8 protein-coding genes are annotated in these 14,838 nt (G+C 53.3%); all 8 read left to right on the forward strand.

The window, feature by feature from the left end:
* Positions 1–768 precede the first annotated feature (768 nt).
* Positions 769–1,953 carry an acetyl-CoA C-acyltransferase gene (locus A8O25_RS16065; RefSeq protein WP_066836728.1) on the forward strand — a complete coding sequence of 395 codons (1,185 nt, stop codon included), beginning with the start codon at positions 769–771 and terminating at the stop codon, positions 1,951–1,953.
* Between the two features lie 608 nt (positions 1,954–2,561).
* A complete protein-coding gene (locus A8O25_RS16070; RefSeq protein WP_066836731.1) occupies positions 2,562–3,890 on the forward strand; it encodes a toxin-antitoxin system YwqK family antitoxin in 1,329 nt (442 codons plus the stop codon).
* Between the two features lie 366 nt (positions 3,891–4,256).
* Entirely contained in the window at positions 4,257–5,303 is a 1,047-nt protein-coding gene (gene bioB / locus A8O25_RS16075) for a biotin synthase BioB (protein ID WP_066836734.1), read from the forward strand.
* Positions 5,304–5,311: 8 nt separating this feature from the next.
* Positions 5,312–6,448, forward strand: a complete 1,137-nt coding sequence (locus tag A8O25_RS16080) for an aminotransferase class I/II-fold pyridoxal phosphate-dependent enzyme (protein WP_066836735.1) — start codon at positions 5,312–5,314, stop codon at positions 6,446–6,448.
* Complete coding sequence (gene bioD, locus A8O25_RS16085) at positions 6,427–7,098, forward strand: dethiobiotin synthase (protein WP_066836737.1); 672 nt, start codon at positions 6,427–6,429, stop codon at positions 7,096–7,098. Before A8O25_RS16080 ends, bioD begins: the two co-directional genes overlap by 22 nt.
* Complete coding sequence (bioA, locus tag A8O25_RS16090) at positions 7,076–8,359, forward strand: adenosylmethionine--8-amino-7-oxononanoate transaminase (protein ID WP_066836740.1); 1,284 nt, start codon at positions 7,076–7,078, stop codon at positions 8,357–8,359. Before bioD ends, bioA begins: the two co-directional genes overlap by 23 nt.
* A gap of 624 nt (positions 8,360–8,983) precedes the next feature.
* Positions 8,984–10,201, forward strand: coding sequence for a beta-ketoacyl synthase N-terminal-like domain-containing protein (locus A8O25_RS16095; protein WP_066836743.1), 1,218 nt, complete (start codon positions 8,984–8,986; stop codon positions 10,199–10,201).
* A gap of 627 nt (positions 10,202–10,828) precedes the next feature.
* On the forward strand, positions 10,829–14,731 hold the full coding sequence (locus tag A8O25_RS16100; protein ID WP_066836746.1) for a T9SS type A sorting domain-containing protein: 3,903 nt from the start codon (positions 10,829–10,831) through the stop codon (positions 14,729–14,731).
* Positions 14,732–14,838: the final 107 nt, after the last annotated feature.

Genomic DNA, 14,838 nt, shown 5'->3' on the forward strand with positions numbered 1-14,838 from the left:
CTGCCTGATACGGCTCAGGGCGGCTTGTTTGGCTTTCGCAAATTCGGCCTCATCCCAGCGCGGCTCCAGCAGAATCTCCTCTACCAGTTTCATAACCTGAGTTCTTGCCAGACCTCACAGGATTTGAAAACCTGTGAGGTCTTTTAGTTGTAGTTGCTTCTGGCCCAGACACTCCAGACGCTACGAGGTCTTTTGAAAAGGCCGTTTGCTCATGGTTGATTGCTGAAAAGAAGTGCGGTCGCGAGTTTTCAACTCGTGCCTTGAAGTGGCGCAAGTCTCCAGACCCGCCGGGAATCAGGGCCGGGATTAACTTTTTTTTAGTTCAGCAGCGAGAGCAGGAAAAATGCCCTAAATCTGTGGTTTCGCGGCGTTCCCGCGAAGGTAGGCTGGAGACTACCCGGCACATGGAGGCACGAGTCTGGAGTCTCGCGCCAGTACTTTGAACAATCAGCCATACGCAATCAGCTATTTCAAAAAGACCTCGTAGCGACCGGAGTGTCTGCGCCAGCAGCTGTTGCAGCCCTATAAAACCCACCGCCTCAACCCGTGCAAAAGTTTCTATTCTGTTTTGGGGCTGTTTTCAGAAAAACAGCAAAACAGAAGTTCCTCCTCCGGCAATTCCGCCAGAAAAAACCTCGACAGACGCTACACCTTACGGGCATCTTTCTTAAACTTGGGCACAATAGAACCAACACAGCCTAACAAGCGTTTGCTTTTTAACAGCAAGACCTGTAATTTCAGACCATCAAACTAGAAAACACTACTTATATGCAAGTAAAAGAAGTATATGTCATTTCTGCGGTGCGTACCCCCATCGGGAGCTTTGGCGGCGCATTGGCCAGTTTTTCTGCCACGCAACTGGGCGCCATTGCCATTAAAGGCGCGCTGGAGAAAGCCGGCGTTGACAAAAGCCAGGTGCAGGAAGTGATCATGGGCAACGTGCTGTCGGCCAACCTGGGCCAGGCCCCGGCGCGGCAGGCGGCTATTTTTGCCGGACTGGGCTACGAGGTAGAGTGCACCACGGTGAACAAAGTGTGTGCCTCTGGCTCCAAGGCCATCATGTTCGCGGCGCAGGCCATTATGCTGGGTCACAAAGACGTGATTGTGGCGGGCGGCATGGAAAGCATGAGCAACGTGCCGTATTACCTGGACAAAGCCCGCTTCGGGGCGAAAATGGGGCACGGCCAGATGATTGACGGCCTCATCAGAGACGGCCTCTGGGACGTGTACGGCGACTACCACATGGGCAACGCCGCCGAGAATACCGCCAAAGAGCTAGGTATTACCCGCGAAATGCAGGACGAGTACGCCATCAGCTCATACCGCAAGGCGGCCGAAGCAGCCAAAGGCGGTTTCCTGAAAGACGAGATTGTGCCGGTTGAGATTCCGCAGCGGGGAAAAGACCCTATCTTAGTGACTGAAGACGAAGAGTACAGCAAAGTGAACTTCGAGAAAATCCCGGGCCTGCGTCCGGTGTTTGACAAGGAAGGCACCGTGACCGCAGCCAACGCCTCTACCCTGAATGACGGCGCGGCGGCTATTTTGCTCATGAGCAAGGAGAAAGCCGAGGAACTGGGCGTGAAACCCATCGCCAAAATCAGAGGCTTCGCCGATGCCGAGCAAGAGCCGAAGTGGTTCACCACCACCCCCGCCCTGGCCATTCCCAAAGCGTTGAAAGTAGCCGGCGTAGAGGCGTCTGAAGTAGACTTCTATGAAATCAATGAGGCGTTCTCGGTGGTTTCGCTGGCCAACAACCAGAAACTAGGCCTGGAAGGCGGCAACGTGAACGTGTACGGCGGCGCGGTTTCTCTGGGTCACCCGCTGGGAGCCTCAGGCGCTAGAATTGTCACCACCCTCTTGAACGTGCTGGAGAAAAAAGGCGGCAAGATTGGCGTGACCGGCATCTGCAACGGCGGCGGCGGTGCCTCGGCCATTGTGCTGGAGAAACTGTAGCAGCCTGCAGAACTATACTAATCCTGAAAAGCCTTACGTTTTATGTAAGGCTTTTTTTATGGAATCTATGGAAACCTCTCTCCCTCGCCTCCGGTGAAGGTGGGCTGTCTTCGGCCTCTGGCCGAGTTCTCGCCTATTTTGCTAACTTAATCATGGGCGGCATGCAACTGATAATACAATCTATGGAGTTGAGCGAGGGTTTCTGGAGTTGAGCGAGGGTTTTGTGTTTTAGCGCAATCCGTCCGCGCGGCGGAAAGTATTTTTCGCGTCGCTGTTTTTCCAAAAACAGCCCGAAAACGCGAAAAGGCCCTTCCTGAAATCAGAGCGGCCATGGTTGCTACAAATCCAGGCGGCACTCTCCCCAACCAGCCGGACGTGGGAGCTTTCGGCTGGCGCGTACCCACAAGCTTCAAAGGCGAGGGTAAAACGCGTGGGCTTAACGAAACAAATTTGGGGAACAGTTAAAGCACTTACCAGAAATTATGTCTGTTTTGGAGCTGTTTTTGCAAAAAGAGGCCTAAAACAGAATACATAAGCGACCATGGGCCAGCGGGAAACGGCGCGGCCCTGGTTTTGAAAAGATGAAATCCCGTTATTGCTTTGCAGACATGAAGAAACTTCTCTTTCTAGGTATTGGTATGATGCTGGGCATCGGGCTTGCCCGCCCCGCGCAGGCGCAGACGCGGGTGGTCACCTACTATGACTCGCTGCAATCTGCCATCAAAGAGGAGTACTACATCAAGACCAAGCCAGACACCGTGCTGCACGGCTACTACCGCAAGTACTACACCACCGGCGAGCTCCTGGCATTGGTCAAAGTGGTAGACGGCAAGCGCGACAGCCTGTACACCGAATTCTCCCAGGACGGGAAACCCTCGCTCATCATTCCGTACAAAGACGGCAAGCGCAACGGCACCTTTGTGAGCACCTACCCCAGCGGCAGCAAACTGCAGGAGGGCCAGTACGTGAATGACGTGCAGAGCGGCCTGTTCAAAAACTACTATGAAAGCGGCCAGCTCAAGCAGGAGGCCATCATGAAAGACGGGTTCCCTGAGGGGGTGGTGAAAGAATATTACCCTTCCGGAAAACTTAAGTCAGAAATCACCTACCAGAACAAGCAGCAGAGCGGCCTGGCCCTCACCTACCACCCCAACGGCGTGAAAGAAACGGAGGCCACCTACAAAAACGGCATGCTGATTGGCGACGTGAAAACCTATTATGACAACGGCCAGCTGGAAACCGAAACCTTCAGCGCCGCCCCCACCAAGCCCGCCCGCTTCAAAAGCTACTACCGCTCCGGCAAACTCATGACCGAGGGCAGCGTACTGGCGGGCAAGCCCGAAGGCCCTTCCACCTCGTACTATGAGAACGGCCAGAAACGCAGCGCCCTCACGTTCAGCAAAGGCGTTAAAACAGGCCTGGCCCAGTACTGGGACGAGAACGGAAAGCTCAAAGAGGAAATCAAGTACAGCAACGGCGAACGTGACCGTAAAATCACCCGCTACTACCCTTCCGGCGCCGTGGCCGCGCAGCAGGAATTCAAAGACAACAAACCCTTCGGGACGTGGCAGGAATTCTACGAGAACAAGCAGCTCAAGCTCTCTGAGCCCTACAAGAACGGCCGCATCACCGGCGAGCGCCTCACCTACCATGACAACGGCCAGGTAGCCACCCGCGCCACCTACCTCAACAACAAAATCCTGAACTCAGAAATCACTTACTACCCCAGCGGCAAAGTCAAGTCAGAAGCCCTGTACAAAGACGGCCTAAAATTCGGGACGTTCAAGCAGCTCTACGAGAACGGCAAAACCGAAAAAGCCGGCGCCTACCGCAACAACCGCGAGACCGGCTCCTGGAAATTCTTCGACGAGAGCGGCAAGCTCCTCAAAACCGTGGAGTACCGCAACGGCCAGGTGCAGTCTGAGAAGAAGCACTAGAATTGCTGATTGTTAATTGCTGATTGATTTTCTGTTTTCGCTATTTTGGCCAAAACAGGCCGAAAACGCCGTAGCGGCGTTACCCTGTAACGCCGTGTCTCCATGCAACAAAACCGCCCCTTCCTGAACAGACCATCTTCAAAGCTTAAAATTATCTACTCAACGGCGCTTGGTAGGTATTGAAGCGTACGCTGTATTGTGGCACCACGTCGTTACAGGGTAACGCCGCTACAATTCTGGTTTTCGGCCTGATTTTCAGAAAACAAGCCAAAAACAGAATTTCCGCCCTGCGGATTCCTGCCCTAAAATTTCCCGCATTGCGTTTTCTGCCGTACTTTAGCCGTCTAAACCAGACATGAACTGACTATGACGGACGCTACGCACACCGCCCCAATCCGCACCGATTGGTCTATGGAGGAAATCCGCGCCATCTACTATAAACCCGTGTTGGAACTCATTGTAGAAGCCAGCCAGGTGCACAAGCAGTACCAGGCCACCGGCGAGGTACAGGTGTGCACGCTCCTGAGCGTGAAAACCGGCGGCTGCCCCGAAGACTGCGCCTATTGTCCGCAGGCCGCGCGCTACCACACAGATGTGCCGGTGCACAAGCTGTTGAGCAATGAAACCGTTCTAAAAGCCGCCCGGGAAGCCAAGGAAGGCGGTTCCACCCGCTTCTGCATGGGCGCCGCCTGGCGCGAAGTGCGGGACAACCGCGACTTTGACCGCGTGCTGGAAATGGTGGAAGGCGTGAACGAACTGGGGCTGGAGGTGTGCTGCACCCTGGGCATGGTGAACGAATACCAGGCCGAGCGCCTGAAACAGGCCGGCCTCTACGCCTACAATCACAACCTGGACACGTCTGAGGAAAACTACAGCAACATCATCACCACCCGCACCTACGGCGACCGCCTCAACACCATTGACAACGTGCGCAAAGCCGGTATCTCAGTCTGCAGCGGCGGTATCATTGGCTTAGGCGAGACGGACGATGACCGTATTGCCATGCTCCACGTGCTGGCCAACCTGGCCGAGCATCCAGAATCTGTGCCGGTAAATGCGCTGGTGCCCGTTGAAGGCACGCCGCTGGCCGAGCAGCCGCGCGTGAGCGTCTGGGAAATGGTGCGCATGATTGCCACCGCCCGTATTCTTATGCCCAAAACCATGGTGCGTTTATCCGCGGGGCGGCAGGAAATGCCGGTGAGCGAGCAGGCGCTGTGCTTTTTGTCCGGGGCCAACTCCATCTTCTCCGGTGACAAACTGTTGACCACGCCCAATCCTGGCTTCGCCGATGACAAAGCCATGTTTGAGCTGCTGGGCCTCACCCCGCGCAAGTCCTTCAAAACCGAGACCGCCTGCGGTGGCACCATGCCCGCGCCCGCAGAAGCTATTCCCGCTGAACTAGCCGCTGAATAATTACTACCATGAAGGTGCCGGAACGTCTGTTGCAGCAACTGGAAATCCGTGCCCAGCGCGGAATCCTTCGGCAGCTGACGTGCCCGCCCGCGGGCTTAGTGGATTTCAGCTCCAATGATTATCTGGGTTTGGCGCAGTCAACGCAACTGGCACAACTAATTACGGAAGAACTGGACGGCATTCCCGCCCACGGCGCCACCGGCTCAAGGTTGTTGAGCGGCAATTCGGCGTACGCTGAGGAACTGGAAACCGAGATTGCCGCTTTTCACCGCGCCGAGGCGGCCTTGCTCTACACCTCCGGCTACGCGGCCAACTGCGGTTTTTTCTCTTCGGTGCCGCAGCGCGGCGATACCATCTTCTATGACGAGGCCAGCCACGCCTCCATGAAAGACGGCATCAAGTTGAGCTTCGCGCAGAGTTTCCCGTTCCGCCACAATGACCTGGAGGACCTGAAGAAGAAACTCGCCCGCGCCCAAGGCGATGTCTACGTGGCTGTGGAGTCATTGTATTCTATGGACGGGGATTTCGCGCCATTAACTGAGTTGGCTGAGCTGTGTCAGGAGCACGGGCTGTACCTGGTGGTAGACGAGGCGCACAGCAACGGCCTGTATGGACCAAACGGCGAAGGTCTGATGTCGGCGCTGGGGCTGGAGGATAAAGTGTTTGCGCGGGTCATGACCTTCGGGAAAGCCGTGGGCTGCCACGGGGCCGCTGTGGTGGGTGCCAAAGAGCTCAGGCAGTTTCTGCTCAACTTCAGCCGTCCGTTTGTCTATACTACTGCGCTGCCGTTGGCTTCTTTATCAGCGATAAAACACGCGTACCGCTTATTTCCCCAGCTTTCCGCTGCGCGGAAACAGGTGCAAGACTTAGCCAATTATTACCAATCGCTCACGCGAAACGAGAAACCTGTTTTCGGCCTGTTTTCTGGAAAAGAGGCCGAAAACGCAAGTCCCATCCAGGCCTGGCAACTGCCGGACCCGGTGGCACTTCGGGCGTTAGCCCAACGAATACAACAAGCGGGCTTTGACGTGCGCCCGGTGTTCAGCCCTACCGTTCCGGCCGGAAAAGAACGGCTCCGGTTGGTGCTGCACGCCTTCAACACCCAAGCCCAAGTACAAGAACTATGGAACCTGCTTACCCTTTAGACCCTAAACGCTACTTCGTGACCGGCATTGGCACCGACGTGGGCAAAACCGTGGCCGCCGCCATCCTGACCCAAGCCCTGCAAGCCGACTATTGGAAACCTATTCAGGCCGGTAACCTGGAAGACTCAGACACGCACGCGGTGCAGCGTTTGGTCACCAACCCCGTTTCTACCTTTCACCCGGAGGCCTACAAGCTCCAGATGCCCGCTTCGCCCCACACGGCCGCCGCCGCCGAAGGCATCAGGATTTCCTTAGATGAGATTCAAGCCCCTGCCACCAAAAACCATTTGGTGGTAGAAGGCGCGGGTGGCTTGATGGTGCCGCTGAACAACAATGATTTGGTCATTGACCTGATTCAACAGCTGGGCCTGGAGGTGATTCTGGTGTCCAGAAATTACCTGGGCAGCATCAACCACACGCTGTCGGCGGTAGAGGTCTTGAAGTACCGCAAGATTCCGGTGGCGGGCATCATCTTCAACGGCGTGCCCAATGCCTCTACCGAGGATTTTATCCTGTACTACACTAAACTGCTGCGGCTGCCCACCATTTTCTGGGAAGACGAGTTCACCCCAGACGTGATCACCGGCTACGCCCAGACTTTCAGGGAACATTTTTTACCGTCTGCCCATGAACTTAGCCCAGCGCGATAAAGCCATCATCTGGCACCCGTACACCCAGATGCAGACCGCCCCGCTGCCCATTGGCATCACCCGCGGCGAAGGCGCATTACTCTTTTCTGAAGACGGGAAAACCTATCTGGACGCCGTTTCTTCCTGGTGGGTGAACATTCACGGGCACGCGCACCCGCACATTGCCCAGCGCGTTTCCCAACAGCTGCAGACCCTGGAGCACGTGATATTTGCAGGCTTCACCCATGAACCGGCGGTTGAGTTAGCCGAGCGGCTGCTGAAACTTTTGCCTACCAACCAAGCCCGCGTTTTTTATACCGATAATGGTTCTACGGCTGTGGAAGTGGCCCTGAAAATGGTGCTGCAATACTGGTTCAACCAAGGGGTGGAGAAAACCAAAATCATAGCCTTTGAAGGCAGCTACCACGGCGACACCTTCGGGGCGATGAGCGTGAGTGAGCGCTCTGTGTTTACGCGTCCGTTCCAGCAGTATCTGTTTGACGTGGAATTTCTGCCCGTGCCGGTGCCCGGAAAGGAGGAGCAAACCATTGAACGATTGCAGGAGTTGCTGCAGCACGGTGACATCGCTGCCTTCATCTTTGAGCCGCTGGTCTTGGGTACAGCCGGTATGGTGATGTATTCGCCGGAGGTGCTGGATGAATTGCTTCGGCTCTGCCGAAAACAGAAGGTGATGACCATTGCCGATGAGGTGATGACAGGCTTTGGGCGCACGGGCAAACGGTTCGCGATGGATTACCTCACGGAGCAACCTGATGTGATGTGTTTCTCCAAAGGTATCACCGGCGGCACCATGGCCTTGGGCGTGACCACCTGTACCCAGGTAATTTACAACGCTTTTCTGAGCCAGGACAAAACCAAAGCCCTTTTCCACGGCCATTCTTACACCGCCAATCCGGTGGCCTGCGCCGCTTCTCTGGCCAGCCTTGATTTGGTGGAGGCCCCGGAGTTTCTGCAGAATCTAGAGCGAATCACAGCCTCGCATGCGGCGTTCGCCCAGGAGTTGGCAGGGAAAGAAGGCATTAAAGAGGTTCGGCAAACGGGCACCATTCTGGCCGTGGAGTTTGAGGTGGGCGAGACGTCTTACTTTCACAACCTGCGGGACGTGCTGTACAACTTCTCTCTGGAAAACGGAGTGCTGCTGCGGCCGCTGGGGAACATTGTCTATGCGCTTCCGTCGTACTGCATCACGCCAGAGCAGTTGGCGCAGGTATATCAAACCATGGAAGGCATGCGGCAGCTGATTGTTGACGGTGCGTTTTAGGGCTGTTTATGGAAAAACAGGTCAAAAACAGGAAAATACTCACCAATGCGAGTGCCTGCTGGCACCAATTCTGCAGAAAGGCTACGTCTAGGCACATATGCAAGCACTTACCCCTAAGAGCATGTTTAAATTTGTCTTTTGCAAAATGGTATCAAAAGAACCTGACTTTGCCATTTTCCCGCACCGTAGCGCTGCTACGTTGTTCAAAAATCACTTCGCCAGAACCTTTCGCTCCCCATTTTTCGCTTGCAAAACCAAAATGTAAACAGGTTCTAAAGTATTGAGGTCTCACAGATTTATTCTGTCTTCTCTTTTGTCATCCTGAAAGGATCTTGTGGGCGAACTAGAAAAGCTGGAGCCATTCTTATTAGATGGCTGTTTCAGTTTTACTGCTCAAGTACTGAACAAAGAAATCACGGTATTACAGTTCGCCCACAAGATCCTTTCAGGATGACAAAGAGGGGTTAGGTTAGGTAGGTGGTAAAGTCACGTGACTGCTTGGTGCAACCGGTTTAAGGAAGCACTGCGTCAATTTGTGTCTTACCTTTGCCGACATGAAGGGCCAGCAAGGCAGTCATGATAGTGCGTTTTAGGCCTCTTTTTCAGAAAACAGCTCAAAAACAGATGCAGCAGAAGCAGGAACAGGAATGGATTGTGATACGGGGCATGGGCTCCATCTCTGGCTTGGGCTGTTCCCGCACCGAAGTGATAGAAGCGTATACCACTGGCAGAACCGCTTTCACGTATCTTCCTGAACTAGGTTTAGACACCCCGGTTGCCCCTCTTTCGCCTTCCGGTGAAGCCGCTTTGCACGCGCTCCAAAAAGAGAACCCTGACTATGGAACGCTAGACCGAACGGTGCAAATGGCCATGGTAGCCGCCCGCCAGGCAGTAGCAGAAGCGGGTTGGGAAAATACTTCTGAGTTTCCTATTGGCATTAATATTGGCTCCTCTAGAGGCGCCACCGGGTTGTTTGAGCACTATCACGCTGAATTTTTGGCAAAACCTGAGCTGCGGCTCTCCCCTTCCGTCTCACCCAGCACCACGCTGGGCAATGTGGCCAGCTGGGTGGCGCAGGATTTACAGGCCACTGGCCCCGTTATCAGCCACTCGGTCACGTGCAGTACGGCCTTGCAGGCGTTTGCCAACGGGGTGGCGTGGTTGAAATCAGGCATGGCCAAGCGGTTTCTAGTGGGCGGGGCAGAGGCTCCATTGACCCCGTTCACCGTTGCCCAGATGAAAGGGATAGGCATTTATTCCAAGCTGGCCGCTGACAAGCAGCCTTGCCGGCCCTTGAACCAGGAACAGAACACCTTTGTGCTGGGCGAAGGGGCCGCGGTTTTTGCGCTGGAACGGATGACGGAAAATGAGATAGCGGCCTTAGGCCTCTCTGAAGTGGTGGTGGTAGGAGCTGTAGGTCTGGGCATGGAGCAAACTCCATCTAAAACGGGCCTGACCCCAGATGGCCAACATTTCCAAAAAGCCATGCAGCAGGCACTTTCCCTGGCCCAACGCTCCCCCGCAGAGATAGATGCGGTGGTGGTGCATGCCCCTGGTACCAAAGCGGGAGACAAAGCAGAAATGACGGCCTTGAACCAGGTGCTTCACCAGAGACTCCCTTCCCTTTTCAGCAGCAAAACCAGCATGGGCCACAGCTTGGGGGCTTCGGGGGCTTTGTCTGCTGAGATGGCTCTGCTGATCCTCCAGAACATTCCCCTTGAACCGCTTACCCCGGCAGATGGTGTTTCTACCGCGGCCAATCCTTTCCGGCACCTCCTGATCAACAGCGCTGGCTTTGGCGGCAACAGTGCCAGCTTACTTCTCTCCAGGGTGAGGTTTTAATGCAGTTCCTGCTGGGGCAAAGCGACCTACTTTCCTCTTCTTTGCTGTTTTGGGGCTGTTTTCCGAAAAAGAGGCCAAAAACGGCCCCCATCCTTAGTAAGCTCCATACCGGATTTACAGGAGGCGGCACCGCTTCTTCTAATCAAGTGCTGGCTAACCAAATGCCTTAGCAAAGAAAGGCTACCTGGTTAGCACCTGGCTTTCTCTTGCATGCCTTCTGTGGCGTGGTTAAAAGGTATGAATACTTTTAAAGATCCTTATTTTAACCCTTTTCTTTTACCATTTCCCAGCACAAATCTCTCCTTTTCCAACTGTCTCTCCCTTTATAAATTTTCAGATACTACATTATACATTCTCAATATATAAAATTCCAAAAGGAGTAACGGGTTTATTCATCCTCCAAAACCCAGCCATTCAACGTGATTTTTATCCCTTTCAACGATTTTCCAAATCTCCGCTGAAACCTTTTAAGAAATTGGATCAATTCAACATTTTCATTGGATATCCTTTATGTCACGTCCAAGTCTCCCTCAGCACAGGTCTAGAATTCTGCCACTCTTAGTGCTATCTGTAGTTTTTCTGGCATTTTCCTATTTTTTCTCTTCCGCCGTGGCGCAAACCAGAGGAATGATCATCCAGAAAGCTTCTGGTTCAGGTAGGGCAATTCTTGACAGGAACAATGATGGGTATGTTTCCCTCTCTCCCAGCGGCTTTGCGTTAGGGGAAGACACCGGCGCTAAAAGCGAAATCCCGTTCAGGATGCTTCCGCAGTTTGCGGGGCCAGAGCCACTCAATGATCTGGCAACCGGCTCTAACGGGGGGCACACTGATTTAGCCAATGCGCCGCTGGGCATGTATTTTGATGGCGAAAATGTTATGTTCAGGGTTCGTTTAGGGGGCCACTCCACTGCCTCAAAGGGCTATAGCTTTGTGTTAGACACTGATGGCATCTTCAATGCCAGAACAGACGCTAACGGAAACGTTATTCCCTATGTAACCCCTTCAAAGGTCAAAAACCTGGGCTTTGAGTACGAAATTGTGTTCGCCTCTAACTTTGATGTGGCCGTCTATTACCATAGGGGAAGCGGGGATGACAATGACCCCGTTTTGTATTCCAGTAACGTGATCTGGCGCGCCTCAGCCAACGGAGGCTATACTCAATATTCTCAGAAGTCTGTGGCGGGGACCACCGCAGGCGGTAATGCTGATTATTTCTATGATTTTTACGTTCCCTTGTCTGCCTTCACCAATGCCCAGTATAATGCGCCCGGCATCAATGCCGCCACAACCCTTTTCAGAGTAAGCGGCTCTACCATTACCAGCGCCCAGACAGGTCTGGAAGGAACCATCTCAGATGTGGGCGGAGTAGATGATAAAAAGTATGGGAATGATAAAATCAAAATCTGGAAAGATGTGATTCCTAACTTTCCCCAAACAACGTTAAACCAGTTGAAAGACGGGGAGTTTGGCTGTGCGAAACCTTCTGCTCCTATTATTACAGGTGCTCCCAAAGCTTATGACACGTCTGTCTCTGGTATTTCAAATGAACCCAACGGCACCACCATTCATCTTTATAAAGGGGGAACGTTGTCAAATGGCGTGCTCACCGGAGCCACCCTCCTTGCCACCACCACCGTCTCTGGCGGTGTCTGGACGGCTACTTTTACCACTGCCCTGGTGGAAAACGATGTATTACGGGCGAAAGCGACGTATACGGCCGGGTGTGAGTCGGCTTATTCTTCCGCTGTCAACACCATAGCCGGGGTTTGCGCCACTCCCGCCCCTGCTGCCCCAGTCTCTATTAGCGGGAACAAGGGAGCCCAGGGAACTTATACTGCCCCCAGCGGCTATACCGGGCCTATCACTTTTACCGTGTACCGGGTCATGTCAAACGGTGCCTACAGTTCAGCGGTTAGTGATGTATATGCTTCCGGGGGAACCGTAACGTCGCAAACTGTATCCTCTACCACTGGCTCCTACTCTTACTCTATTGGAGGTGGGCATGGCCAAGCATTGCATGATGCCTCCTTTGTGGTCACTGCTAAACTGGGAACGGGTTGTGAGTCGCCTTATTCGGCCCCGGCCTGTATAGGCAATAAAACCATTGCTTCCCCTACCCCTTCCTTTACCTATACTACTTCCTCGTCTACGAGCCCCACCAGTATCAAGAACACTGATACCTGGGTTAACATCAATGTGTCTGCTACTATACCCGCTGCCCAAACCTTTACCCAGTTAACTTTTAAACTGGTTAAACGTACGGGTACCTCTAGCGCCAATTACGGCTATACCCAGCTGGCTTCATCAACCATCAACAATCCCGCCTCAGGGACACCCGTTACCAGCACCTTTTCCCTTACCGCAGCGCAGATTGCTAATTTTTCTGCGGGTGACATTCTCTTGGTGGAAGCCGTTGGTTTGTACAGCAACACCAATACAGGTGCCTGTGTGGCAGAGGCAACGGCTACCATTACGGCTACCAACGGGGCTGTTACTGCTACCCCAGCTATTACCGGTACGTACTGTACTGCTTCGTCTATCACTACTGTGACAGGTACCTCTACTGAAATTCAAGGTACCACCATCACAATTTACAAGACCGGCCAAACGGCTGCTATTGGCAATGCGGTAGTGTTGGCCGGAGGGGCATGGTCAGCCAGTATTACCGCTGGTACGCTTACTCCAGGTTCTTCTTTCTATGCCACCGCTACCGCTGCCAATAAATTGGTCAGCAACACTTCAAACCCTGTCACCGTGAACGCCCTCACGTCTAATACAGGAGCAAGTGTTACCGGTCCAATCTATGAAAGTGCCACCACTGTTTCCGGGCAACGCCCCAGTGGCAAGCTGATCAAAATCTATGTAGACGGTTCACCCGTGCTGGACCCTGCAACCGGTTTTGCCCCAGTGGCCGTGACGTACCCAACCGACACCACCTGGTCTATCACCAATGCCGCCCTGAGCAGAGAATTGGCCACTGGAACCAGTGTGACCATTACCGTACTGGATGCATCTGCCACCGCCTGCGGCGGCGAAAGTGCCCCAACGGCAGCAGTGGTGGTATTGTGCACCCCTCCTTCAACGGCGTATACCATCAGCCCCCCTTCTTCCCGCAGTATTTGCAGTGGCTCTGCCGTTAGCATTTCCCTGTCAGGCTCTGAGGATGGAATAATATACCAGCTATATAACAATACCACCAGCGCCTACACCGGTTCTTCCAAACTTGGGAACGGAAGCGCGCTGGAGTTAACATCAGACATCTTAACGGGCGGCACCACCCCCAATGTGTATGAACTGGTGGTGAAAGCTTATAAAGTTGGGGGCACCTGCAGTGTCATTACTTTAACGGGTGCCACCACGGTAACCGTAGGGCAGAGTATTGCCACACCTGTGATCACCCTTGGCACCAGCACGGTCTGCGGAAGCGGTACTACTACCGTTGCTGTTTCTAACGCGGTGTATGGCTATACCTACCAGCTGTACCGCGGAGATTCTCCCACCACCGCCACAACACTGGTGGCCAGCATATTGGCAGACAGTGCCCCGGTAGAGTTCTTCGTGAATGTCACCACTAGTACGTATTATAAGGTGAAGGCAATTGCCGGTGCCTGCGAAAGCGCCTTTTCAAACCTTGAAAACGCAACCGTGTCTACCTGTACCGTAAGCTATCAGGTGGAACCTGCTTACCGCAAAGGTGATTATTTTCTAACTGAAGTGATTGCTACCCCGGTGTACCCTGGTGGCATGACCTACACATTTTCTGGCACCGGATTATTACCTGGTACTGCAGTTAACTCTAAGACTGGTAAAATCTATGTCTCTGACCTCAACACCTTAACTTCAGGTTCCAGGACAGCTACCATTTTAGCCACGAACACGGCAACAGGAGAAGTTATCTCTGTGCCTGTCACGTATAGTGTAAGCCCAGATAATAACCCAAGCGCCGCTGCCCACCCATTAGACCCAGAGGTTTTGCCCGTCACCCTGACGGCCTTTACCGCAACCGCCTCTAAAGGGTATGTGCAGCTTAAATGGAGTACCTCCTCTGAATTAAACAATGACCGATTTGAGATAGAAAGAACCCTTGACCTTCAAACCTATACCAAAATTGGGGAAGTTGCAGGGGCCGGGACCTGCAATACCCTCAAGCATTACACGTTTACAGATCATAACCCCGCTTTAGGCAAAGCCTACTATAGACTGAAACAAGTAGATACAGACGGAAAACAGGAATACAGCAAATTAGTATCTGCTCTGGTAACCTTGCCCCAAAGTGCAGCCACCGTGACAGTTGCCCCAAACCCCGTTCATGGGAAAGCGACTATCAGTTTACAACATCTTTCTGGAGGAGAAGTAACTTTAGAACTGGTCAGTTTGCAGAACCAACGGTACTATTCAGAGAAAATACGTCTTGAAAAAGGGACCAACCAACTCACCCGCAACTGGCAACTGCTTCCTTCAGGGGTATACCTACTTAGAGTGATAGGGTCAGGTGTAAACCAAACTCTTAAAATAGTTATGGCGCACTAAAAGAAGCATAACAGAAAGTTACAGCGTTATAAATTAGAGGAAGCCTATGTATCATTCGTCGAAAAAGACGTTTTGGTACATAGGCTTCCTTCTTATTTTAAGAACCA

The organism is Rufibacter ruber (assembly GCF_001647275.1).
Lineage (GTDB): Bacteria > Bacteroidota > Bacteroidia > Cytophagales > Hymenobacteraceae > Nibribacter > Nibribacter ruber_C.